The following is a 17,088-nucleotide window of genomic DNA, read 5'->3' on the forward strand; positions in this document are numbered from 1 at the left end:
GAACCGTTCGGTCAATGGTATTTGGGATGGGTGAGCGGGACTGCGGCCGTGCGACGGCCGCCGCCCGCATCGCGTTTTGATTGGGGAGGCCTTATGGCCACATCGAGAGACCAGGCTGCGCGCGTGCTTCGCCAGGAAGCGGTGGAGACGAGTTCGGCGAACGGTGAAGCTGCGCCCGAGAAATCCGCAGCGTTTGCCGAACAGTTGCGCTCGCATGTGGTCGAGGAGACCAAGCGCCGCACCAGCGAGGCGCCGGAGAAACCCGTGACCGACCAGCCGGCCCCGACTGCATCGGCACCCGCCGCTTCCGCGCCAAAATCCGGCAAGCGCAAATTCGTCATGATGGGCGTCGGTCTCGTGCTGGCGCTCGCGGCGGCAGGCTATGCCGGCTACTACACGCTGGTCGGCCGCTTCTTCGTCTCCACCGATGACGCCTATGTCCGCGCCAACAACACCATGCTGGGCGCGCGCGTGACCGGCCACATCGCCTCGATTCTGGCCGCTGACAACACGCTGGTGCATGCCGGCGACACCATCCTGCGCATCGACGACGGCGACTACAAGATCGCGGTCGATGCCGCCGCGACCCGGATCGCGACCCAGCAGGCCACCATCGATCGCATCGGCCGCCAGATCGCGGCGCTCGACAGCCAGGTCGCGCAGGCCAAGGCGCAGCTCGATTCGGCGGAAGCGGGCCTCAAGCGCGCCGACCTCGACTATGAGCGCCAGCAGGCGCTGAGCAACAAGGGCTTTGCCTCGCGCGCGACGTTCGAAACCTCGGAAGCCGGCCGCGATCAGGGCGCCGCCGCGGTCAAGGCCGCGCAGGCTGCCTACGACGTTGCGCTCAGCAATGTCGACGTCGCCAAGGCCCAGCAGGCCGAAGCCCAGGCGCAGCTCGCCGAGCTCAAGACCACGCTCGCCAAGGCCGAGCGCGATCTCGCCTTCACGGCAGTGCGCGCGCCGGTCGACGGCATCTTCTCCAACCGTCTCGTCAACGCCGGCGACTTCATCGCGGTCGGGCAGCGCCTCGGCAATGTCGTGCCGCTCGACCACGTCTATATCGACGCCAATTTCAAGGAAACGCAGCTCAAGCGCATCCGCCCCGGGCAGCCCGTGACGATCAAGGTCGATGCCTACGGCATGCGCAAGTTCAGCGGCGTCGTCGACAGCATCGCGGCGGGCGCGGGCTCGGTGTTCACGCTGCTGCCGCCCGACAACGCCACCGGCAACTTCACCAAGATCGTGCAGCGCGTGCCGGTCCGCATCCGCGTGCCGAAGGCCGTCGCCAGGCAGAACCTGCTGCGCGCCGGCATGTCGGTCTACGCCACCGTCGACACCAACAAGGGCGCCGCCGACGCCGACAGCGAGATCGATCTCGACGATCCCACGATGATTCATCCGCAGTAGGATTTGGTGACATGAGCCGCGCCGCTGCCTCCGGTGCAGGTGCGCACCCTCTCCCGCTTGCGGGAGAGGTGTTGCCAACTCGCAGACTGCTCTGACCCGAGTTAAGACCATGGCGAACGCCACGACCGCTTCACCTGCCATGATGGCATCAGCCGCTTCGGATCGCATCGCGCCGAAGCGGCTGATCGCGTTCATCATCATGGTGTTCGGGATGTTCATGTCGATCCTGGACATCCAGATCGTCTCGGCCTCCTTGAGCGAGATCCAGGCCGGCCTGTCGGCAAGCTCGAGCGAGGTCTCTTGGGTCCAGACCGCCTATCTGATCGCCGAGGTGATCGCGATCCCGCTGTCCGGGTTCCTGTCGCGCGCCTTCGGCACGCGTCTGTTGTTCGCGATCTCGGCGGCTGGCTTCACGATTTCGAGCCTGCTCTGCGGTTTCGCCACGACCATCGAGGAGATGATCCTGTGGCGCGCGCTTCAGGGTTTTCTCGGCGCCGGCATGATCCCGACGGTGTTCGCCTCGGCCTACACCGTGTTCCCGCGCTCGAAATTCCACATCGTCGGTCCCATCATCGGGCTCGTTGCGACGTTGGCCCCGACCATCGGCCCAACGGTCGGCGGCTACATCACCGATCTGATGTCGTGGCACTGGCTGTTCTTCATCAACGTCGTGCCCGGTATCGGCATCACCCTGGGTGTGCTGGCGCTGGTCGATTTCGACGAGCCCCATTTCGAATTGCTCGACCGCTTCGACTGGTGGGGCCTGCTCTTCATGGCCGGCTTCCTCGGCACGCTGGAATACGTGCTGGAGGAAGGTCCGCAATATGAATGGCTGCAGGACACCTCCGTGGCGATCTGCGCCTGGATCTGCGTCGTGTCGGCGATCGCCTTCTTCATACGCGTCTTCACCGCGGCCGAGCCGATCGTCAATTTGCGCACCTTCACCAATCGCAATTTTGCCGTCGGCTCCACGCTGCAATTCTGCGTTGGCATCGGCCTCTATGGCCTGACCTACATCTATCCGCGCTATCTGGCCGAAGTGCGCGGCTACAGCGCGCTGATGATCGGCGAGACCATGTTCGTTTCGGGCGTCACCATGTTCCTGGTGGCGCCGCTGGTCGGCCGGCTGATGGCGAGCCTCGACATGCGCTACATGGTCGCATTCGGCCTGATCGTGTTCGCGATGGGCTCCTACCAGATGACCTGGATCACGCGCGACTACGATTTCTACGAGCTGCTGATCCCGCAGATCCTGCGCGGCGTCGGCATGATGTTCGCAATGGTGCCGACCAACAACATCGCGCTCGGCACGCTGCCGGCCGACAGGGTGAAGAACGCCTCCGGGCTGTTCAACCTGATGCGTAATCTCGGCGGAGCGGTGGGTCTTGCCGTCATCAACACGGTGCTCAACGACCGCACCGACCTGCACATCACGCGTCTTCAGGAACGCGTGACCTGGGGCAATGCGACCGCGACCGAGACCCTGACCATGCTTCAGCAGAAATTCCAGGGCCTCGGCGACTCCACGCTGATGGCGATGAAGCAGCTCAGCCAGATCGTGCATCGCCAGGCTGTGGTGATGAGCTTTGGCGACGCCTTCTTCGTGCTGACGCTGTTCTATCTCGGCCTCAGCCTGCTGGTGACGCTGTTGAAGAAGCCGGCTTCGCCCTTCGGCGCCGGCGCTGGCGGCGACGCGCACTGACGCGACGCGGTCGGGCCAGCTCGAGGCTCCACCCGCACCAAAATGCAACACTCGTGCGTGATCTCGCGCGGGCCCCGTTGCAAACCGCAAATGACACATCTATAAAGCGCACCTCATTCAATCGAACCGGGGAGAGATTTGCATGATTTCGTCGCATTCGCAGATCGCGTTTCCGCGCTCGATGATGGTCTGGCTCGGTAATCTTTCGGCCTGCTAGAGGCCGCTTCCGCCAGCTTCGATTGGGCCAGGGTTTCGACCAAGCGCCCCAATCGCTCCGTTTCCACAGTCAAAGTCAGTTTTAAGTGACGCCGTCCCGGCCTTGCGGCCGGCCTGCGTCCATCGATGGAGCCGGCCCGCGCCAACAGCGGCCGGATGATGCCATGACCGCTTTGTCGAAAAAGCCCGCGGCTATCCGTGTGGTGCTGCCCTTCGTGTTCCGGCACTGGCTGAAGCAGCCGGGGCGCACGCTCGCCATCGCCGCGGCGCTGTTGGGCGCGACCGTCGCCGACCTGTTCATGCCGGTGTTTTCAGGACATCTGGTCGACGCGCTCACGCGCGGGCCATCGAGCCCCGAGGCGCGTCATGCCGCGTTGGTGGCGCTCGGCGGCATCGTGGTGCTGGGCGCGGCGTCGATGGTGTTGCGCCTGAGCGGACTGCAGGTGATCGTGCCGTTCACGCTGAAGATCATGTCCGACGTGGCGCAGGATGCTTTCCTGCGTGTGCAGCGCTTCTCGACCGACTGGCACGCCAACTCCTTCGCAGGCTCGACCGTGCGCAAGATCACGCGCGGCATGTGGGCGCTCGACCTTCTGAACGACACCGTATTGCTGGCGCTGCTGCCGTCGCTGGTCGTGCTGGTCGGATCGATGATCCTGCTCGGGGTGCACTGGGCCTCGCTCGGCGTGGTGATCGCGCTCGGCGCGCTTGCCTACGTCACGATGACGGTGCTGTTCTCGACGCGCTACATCGCGCCGGCCGCGCGCGTTTCCAACGCCTGGGACACCAAGGTGGGCGGCACGCTGGCGGATGCGCTGACATGCAATGCGGTGGTGAAGTCCTTCGGCGCCGAGGCGCGCGAAGATGCGCGGCTCGCCCGCGTCATCAAGCGCTGGAGCGTGCGGGTGCGGCGGACCTGGTTGCGCTACAACTACACCGCCATGGCGCAGCTCTCGCTGCTGCTATGCCTGCGAGGGTCCGTGATCGGTGGCTCGGTGCTCCTGTGGATGTACGGGCACGCCTCGCCCGGCGACGTCACCTACGTGCTGACGAGCTACTACGTCATCCACGCCTACTTGCGTGACGTCGGCATGCACATCAACAACCTCCAGCGTTCGGTGAACGACATGGAGGAACTGGTGGCGATCCACGACGAGCCGATCGGCATCGCCGATACTGAAGGCGCGCGGCCGATCGTGATCGCGGGCGGCGAAATCGTATTCGACGACGTCACCTTCCATTATGGCGGGCATCGCGCCCCGCTTTATGACGGGCTGTCGATCAAGGTCCGCGCGGGCGAGCGCGTCGGCCTGGTTGGCCGCTCCGGTTCCGGCAAGACGACCTTCGTCAAGCTGGTGCAGCGGCTCTACGACGTCACCGGCGGCCGGGTGCTGATCGACGGGCAGGACATCGCGAAGGCGACGCAGCAATCGCTGCGCAGCCAGATCGCGATCGTGCAGCAGGAGCCGATCCTGTTTCACCGCACGCTCGCCGAGAACATCGCCTATGGCCGGCCCGGGGCCAGCCTCGAGGCGATCGAGCAGGCGGCGCGCCTCGCCAATGCGCACGAATTCATCCTGCGCCTGCCGAAGGGCTACGGCACGCTGGTCGGCGAGCGCGGCGTGAAGCTGTCGGGCGGCGAGCGTCAGCGTGTGGCGCTGGCGCGGGCTTTCCTCGCGGATGCGCCGGTGCTGATCCTGGACGAGGCGACGTCGAGCCTCGATTCGGAGTCGGAAGCACTGATCCAGCAGGCGATGGAGCGGCTGATGAAGGGCCGTACCTCGATCGTGATCGCGCACCGGCTGTCGACGGTGCGTAGCCTCGATCGAATCCTGGTGTTCGACCGCGGCGAGATCGTCGAGCAGGGCACGCATGCCGCGCTCGCGGGCAAGCCAGGTGGCATCTATCGCAGCCTGTTCGAGCGCCAGGTCGTGGAGCTCGGACATATCGCAGCAGCGGAATGACGCGCGGCGGCAGGGCGCAAGTCCAGTCGTCACGTCGGCAAAGGTGGAATGAGATGAAGGACCTGACGCGCGGCTCCATCGCGAGCCACATCCTGAGCATGGCGCCGCCGATCGTGGTCGGCATGATCACGATCATGATCTGCCAGCTGGTCGACCTGTACTTCGTGTCCGGGCTCGGCGATGCCGCTGTTGCCGGCGTCGCCGCCGCCGGCAACGCAGGCTTCCTCGTCAACGCGCTGATGCAGATGCTCGGTGTCGGCACGGTTGCGCTGATCGCTCATGCCGTGGGTCGCAAGGATCGCGACGACGCCAATCTCGTCTTCAACCAGTCGGTCGTCCTGTCGGTGCTGTTTGGTCTGTTGACGTTGCTCGGCGGCTTTGTGCTGGCGCGCCCCTATATGCGCGCGATCGCCGCCGACGCGGCGACCATCGAGGCCGGCACCACCTATTTTCACTGGTTCATGCCGGCGCTGGCTCTTCAATTCGTCACGCAAGTGATGGCGGCCGCGCTGCGGGCCACCGGCATCGTGCGGCCGAGCATGCTGGTGCAGGTACTCGCCGTGGCCATCAACATCGCGCTGGCGCCGGTGTTGATCACGGGCTGGGGCACTGGGCACGCGTTCGGTGTCGCCGGAGCGGGCCTTGCAAGCTCGATCGCAGTGTTCATCGGCGTGCTGATGCTGTTCGCCTATTTTCGCAGGCTGGAGCGCTATGTCGCCTTCCATCCGGCGCAGTGGCGACCGCAATTGCGGCAATGGAAACGGATCCTCAATGTCGGCGTGCCCGCCGGTGGCGAGTTCGTGATGATCTTCATCTTCATGGCTGCGATCTACTACGTGCTGCGCAACCTGGGCCCGGCGGCGCAGGCCGGATTTGGCATCGGCACGCGCGTCGTGGGCCTGATCCAGATGCCGGCCCTTGCCGTCGCCCTCGCGGCAGGGCCGATTGCCGGGCAGAACTTCGGTGCGGGCAATTACGAGCGGGTGCGTGAGACCTTCGTCAAGGCGGCGCTGATCGCGACGGCCGTGATGATAGCGCTGACGATCCTCGCGCAGCTCGCGCCCGGATTGCTGCTCGCCGGATTCTCGAACGATCCGGAGACGATGGCGGTTGCCTTGCTGTTCCTGAAGATGATCTCGCTGAACATGGTGGCGCAGGGGCTGATCTTCACTTGCTCCAGCATGTTCCAGGGCCTCGGCAACACCAAGCCGGTGTTGTGGAGCTCGGCGACGCGCGTGCTCACTTATTCGCTGCCGGCGATCTGGCTTTCGACCCGGCCGGGCTTTCGGATCGAGTACGTCTGGTACTTGTCGAACGCGGCGACGACGCTGCAGGCCATCCAGAGCCTGTGGTTGCTGCGCTGCGAGTTCGGGACGCGGCTGGTGACGCGTCAGCAGGCGGATGCTCCGAAGCAGGCGACGCCTGGGCCCGCGGCACCTTCGCTACGCGAGCCGGCGTAACGAGGCAGCATCCACGCTTGTCGCCCGCCCACGGCTCCGGCTAGTTTTGCCGCGCCGTGGGATGGTCCTCGCGAGGAAAGCCTAGTCTAGAACGAGCCGACGCTGTTCCAGACCAGGGTCGCGCCCGACAGGAACAAGAGGCCGAGCACGACATCGCCGAAATGCTTGTCGCTCAGCGCGTGATAGACGCGCGCGCCGGCCCATGCGCCGATCAGCGTGCCAGGGAATGCGACCATCGCGAGCCAGACCACCTTGAAGGCGACCAGGCCCGAGGCCGTCTGCAACACCAAAGCGGTCGCAAGCACCGTGAAATTGAAAAGCTGGAAGATGCCGCGCCGCTCGTGCTTGTTCCAGCCGCGGATGTTGGCCCACAGGATCGGCAGCGGCCCGGACAGGCCGGCGAGCCCGCCCAGGATGCCGCCGGCAAAGCCGATGGCGCCGTCGGCGATGCGGCCGCCGAAGGTGACGGCGAACTGCTTCTTGTTGAGGTACAGTGCGCTCGAGAAGATCAGCAGCAAGACCCCGACGCTGAGCTTGAAGACCTTGGGATCGGCGGATGCGACCAGCGTGGTTCCGATCGGCACGCCGATCAGCCCGCCGATCAGGAACGGCCACACCAGCGACAGGTCAAAGCTCTTCCACATCGAGGGCAACGTCGAGGTCTGCGCGATCACCGAGCAGATCAGCACCAGCGGCACCGCGAGCGAGGGCGGCAGCACATAGAGCCATATGCCGAGCGCCATCAGCGCCGTGCCGAACCCGGCGAGTCCCGAGACGAAGCCACCGGCCAGCGCGCCGAACAAGAGCAGCGCGTAAGTGAACGTTTCCACCAATCAATCCCTGTCGTTCCCAGCGATCCCAAAGTCGCGATTGCCTCATCGCGCATAGCACAGATGCGGCCGCTAGCATCAGAAGTTTGCTAGACGATCTGCCTGATGTCGGCGGGCTTGAGCAGCGCGCCGACGAGGATGCGCAGCGCCTCGGTCAATTCGGACCTGTTGCGCGCCGCCCCAAGCGAGACCCGCGCCGCATGCGGCGATGTTCCGTCGACGGTGAAGGCGTCGCCGGCAACGACCGCGAGCCCGTTGCGAAGCAGATGCGCCGCGATGTCAGGCCGCCCCTCCGGCAAATGCAGCCACAAATGATGTGCAGCCGGTTTCGCCCGGAACTGAACCCCCTTCAGGGCGCGTTGCGCCAGTTGCTGGCGGCCGACGGCTTCGTTGCGGATGGCGGTGATGATGCGATCGGCGACGCCGCTCTCGAGCCAGTGAGTCACCAGCGCGACCATCAGCGGCGCCGGCATCTGCACGGTGGCCTGGAGATGGCCGCGCATCTGAAGCTGCGCACCAGAATCGGGTGCCAGCAGATAGGCGACGCGCAACGCCGGCGCGATGCATTTCGACAGCGTGGTCGCAAGATATGTCCGCTCGGGAATGAGGTTCGCGATCGGCGAGGCCGATCGGTCTAGCAGCCCGTAGGCATCGTCCTCGATCAGAACAGTGCCGGCATCGCGGATGATTTTTGCGATTTCGCTACGACGATCGGCGGACAGCGTCGCCGTGGTTGGATTGTGCAGCGTCGGAATGAGATAGACTGCCTTCGGCTTGTGCGTGCGGCAGGCTTTCGCCAGCGCATCGGGCAGGATTCCGCCGTCATCCATCGACACGCCAACGAGATTGACGCCGAGTTGCGCTGCCGCGGCCTTAATGCCGGGGAAGGTGAGCGCTTCCGTCAGCACGACGTCGCCCGGCCGCGCCAGGTGCGCGAGCAGGTTGAACAGGACCGTCTGCGCGCCGGGAAAGATCACGAGCCTGTCGGCATGTGCATGCGGCACGCGCGAACGTATCCAGCGCGCGGCGACCTCGCGCTCATGCGCGCTGCCGCCGGGCGGCTGGTAGTTCAGGAACGCGGTCAGGCCCGATTGCGCGCGAATGGCTTCGAGGCCGGCAATGATGCGCTCGTCGAGCTGTGCTTCGAGCGGGTGCGGCGGCACGTTCATCGAGAGGTCGATCGCGACGGGATGCGGCAGGTCGACCGCGCGGCGCGCGCTGGTCTCCGACACGAACGAGCCCTGGCCGACGCGGGCCTCCATGATGCCGCGACGACGCGCCTCGGTGTAGGCGCGTGTCACCGTGGTCAGGTCGATGCCGAGCGCTTTTGCGAGTGCGCGCTGTGTCGGCAATTGCTGTCCCCGCACCAGCCGGCCGGCAGCGATGTCGGCCTCCATGGCTTCGACGATGCGCTGGTAGCGCGGCCCCGACAGCTCCGAGATTGTAGGAGTCCAATCCATGCAATTTGGCCCCATATCCTTTGAATGTATGGATGCAAGATATTATTGTATGGGCCATCAGAACGGAAGAGGTGTCGTCATGGCGACCGATTCGATCTCCCTGGCAAAGGCGATGTGGCGCGGCTTTCGCGGCAAGTGCCCGAACTGCGGCGAAGGCCATATGTTCGGCCGTTTCCTGAAAGTGGCAGACGCTTGCGATCATTGCGGCGAGGAGCTGCTCCACCAGCGCGCCGATGACTTCCCGGCCTATCTCGTGATGGTCGTGGTCGGCCACCTCGTGGTGCCGGCAATCCTCGCGGTCGAGACTGCCTATGCGCCGCCGGTCTGGCTGCAACTGGCGGTGTGGCTGCCGGTGACGCTGTTTGCTTCGCTCGCCCTGCTGCAACCTACCAAGGGCGCCATCGTCGGCCTGCAATGGCAGATCGGCATGCACGGCTTCCAGGCGAGCAAGCTGCGGCGGGAAGCCACCCAGCTTGTGCCGGCGTTGGTGAAGGCGCCGCGCGCGGCCTGAGCCACAGCGTTTACATAGCGCGTTCGGCCGCTACACTCCATCGCTTCAAACAAGAACGATGGAAACACCGATGGCCGCACGCGCGAAAACCTTTCTGCTCTGTCACGGCGCGTGGTCCGGCGGATGGGCCTGGAAGAAGATGCATCCGCTGATGGCGCAGGCCGGCCACCGGCTGGTCGCGCCAACCTACACCGGGCTCGGCGAGCGATCGCATCTCGCCAGCGCCGCGATCGATCTCGATACGCACATCCAGGACATCCTCAACGTCATCAAGTTCGAAGACTTGAGCGACATTGTGCTGCTCGGCCACAGCTATGGCGGCATGGTCGCGACAGGCGTTGCCGATCGCGCGCGCGAGCGCGTCACGCAGCTGATCTATCTCGACGCCTTCGTGCCGCGCGACGGCCAGTCGCTGTTCGATCTCAACGAAGGCGGACGCGAGCCGATGCGCAAGGCGGCTGCCGCCGCCGACGGCTATCGCATCCCGCCGAACCCGCCGCCGCCGGACACGCCGCAGGCCGATCTCGACTGGCTCAACGCGCGCCGCATCAACATGCCGCTCAAATGCTTCGAGACGAAGCTGAAGCTTCAGCGCGGCGAACCCGCGATGCCACGGAGCTACATCTATTGCGCCCGCATTCCGCCGGGCGACGTGTTCGGCCAATTCGCAGGGCGCGCAAAGAGCGAGGATGGCTGGCGCTACTTCGAGCTCGACGCCAGCCACGCGCCGAATGTCACGGCGCCGGAGGCGTTGATGGGTGTGTTGAACGAGATTGTTGCATGAACTTCTGCCGTCATTCCGGGGCTCGTGCTGCGCACGCCCCGAAAATGACGGCGGCGAAATTGGTGAGGGGCCCGATGCGTCGGCATCGGACCCCTCGTCGCAAGATATCAGCCGGCCTGTAAGCCGGGTTCTGTAGGGCACCGCCTGCTTGCGCAAGCGATACGTGACGGCCATTCCTCTGGGGCCGTGTTTGCACATGGCCTCGAGCAACCTACCCGGACGGCGGGCCTGACATCGCCCCGCGGCGTTATCGCTTGCGCGAACAGCCCGCTACGCCGCCCCTATTCGGTTTTGCTCCCGGTGGGGTTTACCATGCCGGCTCCGTTGCCGGACCCGCGGTGCGCTCTTACCGCACCTTTTCACCCTTACTTCCTCCGAGGAGGGAGCGGTTCGTTCTCTGTGGCACTTTCCCTGGGGTCGCCCCCGCCGGACGTTATCCGGCACCGCATGTCAAGGGAGCCCGGACTTTCCTCCCCGGCGGCCTTTCGGCACGTGCCGGAGCGGCCGTCCGGCCGACTGACTGACAAGGCAATGGGCATTTGTGACGGTTTCGTCAAGCCAAGATCGTGGCGCACGCAGTAAGCGTAAATAATTTATCCTGAAGCTGTCGTCGGGCGCGGACCCGGTTCGACTGGATGTCGGCAATCCAGCCGAACAACAGGAGTTGAGCCATGCAGTACCTGCTGCTGATCTATCGAAGCGAAGCGGAAATGAGCAAGATGACCCCCGCAGACCGTCAGGCTATGGCGGCGGAGTACGGCTCTTACACGCAGTCCATCGTGCAGAGCGGCCATTTCAAGGCCGGCGATGGGCTGCAGCCGAGCACCACGGCGACCACCGTGCGCGTGCGCGAGGGCAAGACCCTGACCACCGATGGTCCTTTTGCGGAGACCCGCGAGCAACTCGGAGGCTATTATCTGGTCGAGGCCAAGGATCTCGATACAGCCATCGCGCTGGCCGCGCGAATTCCCGGGGCCAGGGAGGGCTCGATCGAGGTCAGGCCGGTCATGATCTACAAGTGATCGCGGCCACCGACATCGACAGGATCTTCCGCGACGAGGCGGGGCGGGCGCTGGCCACGCTGATCCGCCTCGTCGGTGATTTCGATTTGGCCGAGGACGCGCTCCAGGACGCTTTCGCGGTGGCGCTGGAGCGCTGGTCGGCGGGCGAACTGCCGCACAATCCGCGCGCATGGCTCGTCAATGTCGGCCGCAACAAGACGATCGACCGTATCAGGCGCCAGGCCGCGTTCCGCGGCAAGCAGCAGGAGCTTCTGCATGAGCTCGAGCTCAACGCGGAGGCGCCGGCCGAGCCGCCGGCGATGCTCGACGACGACATGCTGCGGCTGATCTTCACCTGCTGCCATCCGGCATTCGCGGCCGAGGTCCAGGTCGCGCTGACGCTGCGCACGGTCTGCGGCCTCTCAACCGCGCAGGTCGCGCGCGCCTTCCTCGCCGGTGAGGATGCGATGGCGCAGCGCCTCGTTCGCGCCAAGCAGAAGATCAGGCTCGCCGGCATTCCCTACGAGGTGCCCGAGCGCGACGCGCTGGCGCCGCGGCTCGATGGCGTGCTTGCCGTGATCTACCTCGTCTTCACCGAAGGCTATGTCGCAACCTCGGGTGCAGACTTGATGAGGCCCGATTTGGCCGTCGAGGCGATCAGGCTCGGCCGCCTGCTTGACCGGCTGATGCCCGATCGCGCCGCGATCAAGGGCCTGCTGGCGTTGATGCTGCTGCACGATGCACGCCGCGCCGGGCGCGAAACCGCGGCCGGCGACGTCGTGCTGCTGGAAGAGCAGGACCGCACCCTCTGGGATCGCACGCAGATCGAGGAGGGCCTGCGGCTCGTCGATGACGCGCTGCGCGTGCCGGGCCGACCGCAGGCCTATGCGGTGCAGGCTGCGATTGCCGCGCTGCATGCCCGCGCCCCGAGCTTTGAGCAAACCGATTGGCGGCAGATCGCCGGGCTCTACGAAGTGCTGCTGCGCATCAGCCCGTCACCGGTGATCGAGCTCAACCATGCTGCCGCGATCTCGATGGTCGACGGCCCGGCGCGCGCACTCGATCTCGTCGACGCGGTCGCCGCGCGCGGTGGCCTCGATGGCTACGAGCTGTTGCCCGCCGTGCGCGCGGATTTACTGCGGCGGCTGGAACGAAAGCAGGAAGCGCGCGAGGCCTATGCTGCTGCGACGGAAGCGACGCAGTTGGAGCCGTTGCGTCGGCTGTATGCGCGGCGGGTGAGGGAGATGGAGTAGACGCCACGCTCCGTCACTTCGACGCGACCGTCGTTCCATCCGCCGGCAGGCTGGCCAGCAGCGCCTGCAAGGTCGACAGCGTCGAGTGATCGGCAACGCCATCCAGCCGCGCGGGGCGGAAATGGCGCTGGAAGGCGGTGACGACTTCCATCGTCGCGGCGTCGTATTTGCCCGATAGCGGTACGCCATAGCCGTAGCGGGCGAGCGCCTGCTGGAGGCTCAGCACCTCGTCGCTGATGGTTCCGAGCATGAGGGTTTCGCCGCGCACGATCGGCGCGGGCGTCACCCAGTGACCGACGCCGGAATTCGCCAGGGAATGCCAGGGAAATTTTTCGCCGGGATCCTTCTTGCGCGCGGGCGCGACGTCGGAATGGCCGAGCACCCGCTGCGGCGCGATCTTGCGGCGAAGGATGATGCCGCGGCACAGCGCGATCACGGCGGCGATCTGGCGCAGCGGATATTCCGGGTAACCCCAATCGTGGCCACGATTGATGATCTCGATCCCGATCGAGCAGGAATTGATGTCGTCCTCGCCGGCCCAGGACGACACGCCGGCGTGCCAGGCGCGCCGCGCTTCGGGCACGCATTGCACGATGCGGCCGTCCTCCAGCACCACATAATGGGCCGACACCTCGGTGCCGGCGGTGCACAGCCGCGCCAGCGCGCCCTCGACGTCGGGCATGCCGGTGTAGTGCAGCACGATCATGTCGGGCTGGCGGCCCTTGTTGCGCTCGCCATGGTTGGGCGAGGGGATGATGTCGGAGACGATCGACGAATCCGGCTCGAATGTCCGCATGTTCGCCGCGGCCTTGGGAACCGGGAGAACGCGCTGACGCTTCGAATCAGTACCGGATGGCGTGGACGGACCGGACGACATAAACAACTCAGGATAGGACGAAGAGGAGCCAAGCCCTTCTCTTTACTATTCCTTTACCCTCCGGTCCGCGCAATCGCTCGATGCGGTTAACGGGTACATTTTGGCCCCAGTGTGTGGATGACGCATCACCGTTCCGCGACCTTTTCGAGATGTAACGAGCCGATCAACGCTTTCTTAACGCTAAGGGCCGTTACTGAGAGATGAAGAGCCGACCCGCGTCCGGAGGCGGCCAGAAGCGATTTTGGCTCGAAATCCCATGGTTGCCCAACATATTCCGCTGGGAACACCGGGTCTGCCGCCTGGGACGACCGGGCGCGGCGCGCGCGTTGGACTGGGGCTTTGTCGTGGAACCGCCGCGACGCGGAATGATTCGAGGCGTGATGGGCTGCTTCGCCCCCGATTTTACCTGCGGCCGCGACAGGCGCGATGCATGAGCGACGCGCCGCACATTCCCGTGCTTGGCCGCGAGGCGATCGCGCATCTCACGCCGCGCGAGGGCGGCGTCTATGTCGACGCCACTTTCGGTGCCGGCGGTTACAGCCGCGCCATCCTCGACGTGCCGGGAACCCGCCTGATCGCGATCGACCGCGACAGCACGGCGATCGCCGGCGGTGCAGAACTGGTCGCGCAAGCCGCGGGCCGGCTGACGCTGGTCGAAGACCGTTTCTCGAATCTCGCCGAAGTCTGTGCGGCGCAAGGCGTCGATGCGGTCGACGGCGTCGTGATGGATGTCGGCGTCTCCTCGATGCAACTCGACCAGGCTGGTCGCGGCTTCTCGTTCCGTCTGGACGGTCCGCTCGACATGCGGATGGGACAGACGGGGCCGACGGCCGCCGATGTCGTCGCGCGCGCCTCGGAGAGCGATCTCGCCGACATCATCTATCTCTTCGGCGAGGAGCGCCATTCGCGCCGCGTCGCCCGCGCCATCGTGGCTGACCGGCAGGAGACGCCGTTCACCACCACGCGCGCGCTCGCCGATCTCGTCGGCAGGGTGGTGCGCTCGAAGCCCGGCGACATTCACCCGGCGACCCGGACGTTCCAGGCGCTGCGCATCTTCGTCAATGAAGAGCTCGAGGAGCTCCAGACCGCGCTCGCCTCCGCCGAACGCGTGCTCAAGCCCGGCGGCCGTCTTGTCGTGGTTTCCTTCCATTCGCTGGAAGACCGCATCGTCAAGAATTTCCTGGCCGAGCGCTCCAGGACCGGCGGCGGCTCGCGGCATCTGCCGGAAGTGGCGCAGACCGCGCCGAGCTTCCAGCTTTTGACGCGGCGACCGGTGATCGCCGGCGAAGCGGAGGTTGCGCGCAATCCACGTGCCCGTTCCGCAAAGCTGCGCGCCGCCGAGCGCACCTCGGCGCCGGTGCATGCCGACGACGAGCCATCGTCCTGGCCAAAACTGTCCGACGTGATGAGGGGCGGTTAGCACATGCGCTTCATCCACCTCCTCGTCATCGGCGCGTTGGTCTTCGCGGCCGCCTATGTCTACCGGATCAAGATGGACTCGACCGCCCGCGTCGAGAAGGTGCTGCGACTGCACGCCGAGATCCGCGAGCAGCGCGATGCGATCGCGCAGTTGCGCTCCCAATGGGCCAAGCTCGATGCCCCCCTGCGCCTGCAGGGCCTCGTCGAGCGGCATCTGCCGCTCAAGCCCGTCAACGGGACGCAATATGATTCACTGAAGAACCTGCCGGACCGTCCGCCGCGGATGTTCCGGCCAGGCGAGCCTGATCCGATCGGGTCCATGATCAACACCATCGAAGCCGCGAGCGATCCGGACAGCGTGACGGGCTCCGTGCCGCAGCCCGAGGACAAGCAATGAGCGCTGTTCCGGCCAAACCGACCGAGCGGTCAGCCGAGCCTTGGCGGCAACGCCTGATCCGCAGCCTGCTCTACGGGCGCAATGTCGATCGCGCCGCCAAGGCGCGCGCGCGCGTGGGTCTCGCGATACTTGCTTTTGCCACGGTCTACACCCTGATCGGTGGACGGCTCGTGATGTTTGCGATCGGCGCCGATGCTCACGGCGCGCGTCGTGCCGCCGCGCAGGAAGTGGTTGCGACCGCGCGGCCCGACATCGTCGACCGCAACGGCGCGATCCTGGCGACCGACGTCAAGGCGTCCAGCCTGTTCGGCGAGCCGCGCCGCATCATCGACAAGGACGAGGCGATCGAGCTTCTGACCGGGACCGTGCCCGACCTCGACGAGGCCGAGGTGCGCGACCGCCTGTCGTCGCGCAAGGGCTTCGTCTGGCTGAAGCGCGAGATCACGGCGAAGCAGCAGCAGGACATCCACAAGCTCGGCTTGCCCGGCATCGGCTTCTTGCGCGAAAACAAGCGCGTCTACCCGACCGGAAACGAGGTCGCTCACCTCATCGGTCTGGTCAATATCGACAACCAGGGCATCGCGGGCATGGAGAAGTGGCTCGACAATCAGGGCCTCGCCGATCTCCACCGCGCCGGCTTTGCCATCGACCGGCTGCAGAAGCCGGTCGAGCTCTCGGTCGATCTGCGCGTCGAGCACGCGCTGCGCGACGAGCTGCTCAAGGCCAAGGAAAAGTTTCACACCAAGGCGGCCTCCGGCCTCGTGACCAACGTCAATACCGGCGAGATCATCGCGATGGTGTCGTTGCCCGACTTCGATCCCAACAACCCGAAGGAAGTGCACGATCCGGATCGCATCAACCGCCTGACGACCGGCGTCTACGAGATGGGCTCGACATTCAAGGCGTTCACGCTGGCGATGGCGCTCGACACCGGCAAATACGGCCTCGATTCGCTGTGGGATGCGCGTGCGCCGCTGCACTACGGCAAGTTCGCGATCCATGACGACGAGCCGAAGGGCCGCTTCCTGACCATGAAGGAGGTGTTCACTTTCTCCTCCAACGTCGGCGCGGCACGGATCGCGCTGTCGCAGGGCGTGGAAGCGCACAAGGCGTTCCTGCGCAAGATGGGCCAGCTCGAGCGGCTCCGTACCGAACTGCCTGAAAGCGCATCGCCGATCGTGCCGCGGCATTGGGGCGATCTCAACACCATCACCATCGCGTTCGGCCATGGCATTGCGGTGGCACCGCTGCAGGCGGTGATGGGCGTCAGCGCGCTCGCGAATGGCGGCCTTCTGATTCCTCCGACCTTCCTCAAGCGCTCCGAGGAGGAGGCGCGGGCAATCGCAAAGCGCGTGATCAAGCCCGAGACCTCGGACAAGATGCGGTTCCTGATGCGCCTGAACGCCGAAATCGGCACGGCTCGCAAGGCGGACGTGAAGGGCTATTATATCGGCGGCAAGACCGGTACCGCGGAAAAGGTGGTCAACGGGCGCTATGCCAAGAAGAAGGTCCTGACCGCGTTTACCGCGATCATTCCGGCGGACAAGCCGAAGTACCAGCTCCTGATCATGCTCGACGAGCCGCAGCCGCTGAAGGAAACCTACGGCTTCATCACCTCGGGCTGGAACGCCGTTCCGACCGCTGGCAACGTCATCAGCCGTATCGGACCGCTTCTCGGCATCGAGCCCCGCTTCGACCTGCCGCCCGCGGACCGCCTTATTCTTGCAGCATCCAGGACAACCCAGTAATCAACTGGGTAGGCCGTGACCGCCGCTGAGTCGGGATTTCCGACAAGATTCGGCTTTCC

14 protein-coding genes and 1 other RNA gene are annotated in these 17,088 nt (G+C 65.5%); 11 read left to right on the forward strand and 4 right to left on the reverse strand.

The window, feature by feature from the left end:
- Positions 1-93 precede the first annotated feature (93 nt).
- The 4 genes from QY049_RS18060 to QY049_RS18075 all read left to right on the forward strand — a co-directional run bounded on the left by QY049_RS18060 (position 94) and on the right by QY049_RS18075 (position 6,749).
- Positions 94-1,407 carry an HlyD family secretion protein gene (locus QY049_RS18060; protein WP_301269777.1) on the forward strand — a complete coding sequence of 438 codons (1,314 nt, stop codon included), beginning with the start codon at positions 94-96 and terminating at the stop codon, positions 1,405-1,407.
- A 109-nt stretch (positions 1,408-1,516) separates the two neighbouring features.
- Positions 1,517-3,109, forward strand: coding sequence for a DHA2 family efflux MFS transporter permease subunit (locus QY049_RS18065; RefSeq protein WP_258765754.1), 1,593 nt, complete (start codon positions 1,517-1,519; stop codon positions 3,107-3,109).
- 380 nt (positions 3,110-3,489) lie between these two features.
- Positions 3,490-5,289, forward strand: coding sequence for an ABC transporter ATP-binding protein (locus QY049_RS18070; protein ID WP_301269778.1), 1,800 nt, complete (start codon positions 3,490-3,492; stop codon positions 5,287-5,289).
- Positions 5,290-5,342: 53 nt separating this feature from the next.
- Positions 5,343-6,749, forward strand: a complete 1,407-nt coding sequence (locus tag QY049_RS18075) for an MATE family efflux transporter (protein ID WP_301269779.1) — start codon at positions 5,343-5,345, stop codon at positions 6,747-6,749.
- An 86-nt stretch (positions 6,750-6,835) separates the two neighbouring features.
- Here the strand turns inward: QY049_RS18075 and QY049_RS18080 are convergent, their stop codons facing one another.
- Positions 6,836-7,579, reverse strand: coding sequence for a sulfite exporter TauE/SafE family protein (locus QY049_RS18080; RefSeq protein WP_194480090.1), 744 nt, complete (start codon positions 7,577-7,579; stop codon positions 6,836-6,838).
- An 89-nt stretch (positions 7,580-7,668) separates the two neighbouring features.
- Positions 7,669-9,039 (reverse strand): PLP-dependent aminotransferase family protein, encoded by a 1,371-nt coding sequence (locus QY049_RS18085; RefSeq protein ID WP_301269780.1) that lies wholly within the window; start codon positions 9,037-9,039, stop codon positions 7,669-7,671.
- Positions 9,040-9,088: 49 nt separating this feature from the next.
- Here QY049_RS18085 and QY049_RS18090 point away from each other — a divergent pair, with 49 nt between their 5' ends.
- Both QY049_RS18090 and QY049_RS18095 read left to right on the forward strand, forming a co-directional pair.
- Positions 9,089-9,550, forward strand: coding sequence for a DUF983 domain-containing protein (locus QY049_RS18090; RefSeq protein ID WP_194480094.1), 462 nt, complete (start codon positions 9,089-9,091; stop codon positions 9,548-9,550).
- Positions 9,551-9,620: 70 nt separating this feature from the next.
- A complete protein-coding gene (locus tag QY049_RS18095; protein WP_301269781.1) occupies positions 9,621-10,334 on the forward strand; it encodes an alpha/beta fold hydrolase in 714 nt (237 codons plus the stop codon).
- A gap of 103 nt (positions 10,335-10,437) precedes the next feature.
- On the opposite strand, the gene rnpB is transcribed toward QY049_RS18095, so the two are convergent.
- Positions 10,438-10,854, reverse strand: an RNA gene (gene rnpB, locus QY049_RS18100) — RNase P RNA component class A.
- Between the two features lie 151 nt (positions 10,855-11,005).
- Between rnpB and QY049_RS18105 the strand changes: the two genes are divergently transcribed.
- Positions 11,006-11,356 (forward strand): YciI family protein, encoded by a 351-nt coding sequence (locus QY049_RS18105; protein ID WP_301269782.1) that lies wholly within the window; start codon positions 11,006-11,008, stop codon positions 11,354-11,356.
- A complete protein-coding gene (locus QY049_RS18110; RefSeq protein WP_301269857.1) occupies positions 11,356-12,588 on the forward strand; it encodes an RNA polymerase sigma factor in 1,233 nt (410 codons plus the stop codon). Before QY049_RS18105 ends, QY049_RS18110 begins: the two co-directional genes overlap by 1 nt.
- Positions 12,589-12,601: 13 nt before the next feature.
- Here QY049_RS18110 and QY049_RS18115 read toward each other — a convergent pair whose 3' ends face one another.
- Complete coding sequence (locus QY049_RS18115) at positions 12,602-13,384, reverse strand: N-acetylmuramoyl-L-alanine amidase (protein ID WP_258765759.1); 783 nt, start codon at positions 13,382-13,384, stop codon at positions 12,602-12,604.
- A 511-nt stretch (positions 13,385-13,895) separates the two neighbouring features.
- On the opposite strand from QY049_RS18115, the gene rsmH reads away from it, so the two are divergent.
- The 3 genes from rsmH to QY049_RS18130 are packed head-to-tail and all read left to right on the forward strand — an operon-like array spanning position 13,896 to position 17,029.
- Complete coding sequence (gene rsmH / locus QY049_RS18120) at positions 13,896-14,885, forward strand: 16S rRNA (cytosine(1402)-N(4))-methyltransferase RsmH (RefSeq protein WP_301269783.1); 990 nt, start codon at positions 13,896-13,898, stop codon at positions 14,883-14,885.
- Between the two features lie 3 nt (positions 14,886-14,888).
- A complete protein-coding gene (locus tag QY049_RS18125; protein ID WP_194480104.1) occupies positions 14,889-15,281 on the forward strand; it encodes a hypothetical protein in 393 nt (130 codons plus the stop codon).
- Positions 15,278-17,029 carry a penicillin-binding protein 2 gene (locus QY049_RS18130; RefSeq protein WP_194480105.1) on the forward strand — a complete coding sequence of 584 codons (1,752 nt, stop codon included), beginning with the start codon at positions 15,278-15,280 and terminating at the stop codon, positions 17,027-17,029. Before QY049_RS18125 ends, QY049_RS18130 begins: the two co-directional genes overlap by 4 nt.
- Positions 17,030-17,088: the final 59 nt, after the last annotated feature.

Origin of the sequence: Bradyrhizobium sp. WYCCWR 13022 (genome assembly GCF_030435535.1) — a bacterium.
Lineage (GTDB): Bacteria > Pseudomonadota > Alphaproteobacteria > Rhizobiales > Xanthobacteraceae > Bradyrhizobium.

Bases quoted from the DNA above. Each gene is read 5' to 3' on its own strand.
- QY049_RS18060 (WP_301269777.1), top strand. From the start codon at position 94: ATGGCCACATCGAGAGACCAGGCTGCGCGCGTGCTTCGCCAGGAAGCG.
- QY049_RS18065 (WP_258765754.1), top strand. From the start codon at position 1,517: ATGGCGAACGCCACGACCGCTTCACCTGCCATGATGGCATCAGCCGCT.
- QY049_RS18070 (WP_301269778.1), top strand. From the start codon at position 3,490: ATGACCGCTTTGTCGAAAAAGCCCGCGGCTATCCGTGTGGTGCTGCCC.
- QY049_RS18075 (WP_301269779.1), top strand. From the start codon at position 5,343: ATGAAGGACCTGACGCGCGGCTCCATCGCGAGCCACATCCTGAGCATG.
- QY049_RS18085 (WP_301269780.1), bottom strand. From the start codon at position 9,039: ATGGATTGGACTCCTACAATCTCGGAGCTGTCGGGGCCGCGCTACCAG.
- QY049_RS18090 (WP_194480094.1), top strand. From the start codon at position 9,089: ATGGGCCATCAGAACGGAAGAGGTGTCGTCATGGCGACCGATTCGATC.
- QY049_RS18095 (WP_301269781.1), top strand. From the start codon at position 9,621: ATGGCCGCACGCGCGAAAACCTTTCTGCTCTGTCACGGCGCGTGGTCC.
- QY049_RS18105 (WP_301269782.1), top strand. From the start codon at position 11,006: ATGCAGTACCTGCTGCTGATCTATCGAAGCGAAGCGGAAATGAGCAAG.
- QY049_RS18115 (WP_258765759.1), bottom strand. From the start codon at position 13,384: ATGCGGACATTCGAGCCGGATTCGTCGATCGTCTCCGACATCATCCCC.
- rsmH (WP_301269783.1), top strand. From the start codon at position 13,896: ATGAGCGACGCGCCGCACATTCCCGTGCTTGGCCGCGAGGCGATCGCG.
- QY049_RS18125 (WP_194480104.1), top strand. From the start codon at position 14,889: ATGCGCTTCATCCACCTCCTCGTCATCGGCGCGTTGGTCTTCGCGGCC.
- QY049_RS18130 (WP_194480105.1), top strand. From the start codon at position 15,278: ATGAGCGCTGTTCCGGCCAAACCGACCGAGCGGTCAGCCGAGCCTTGG.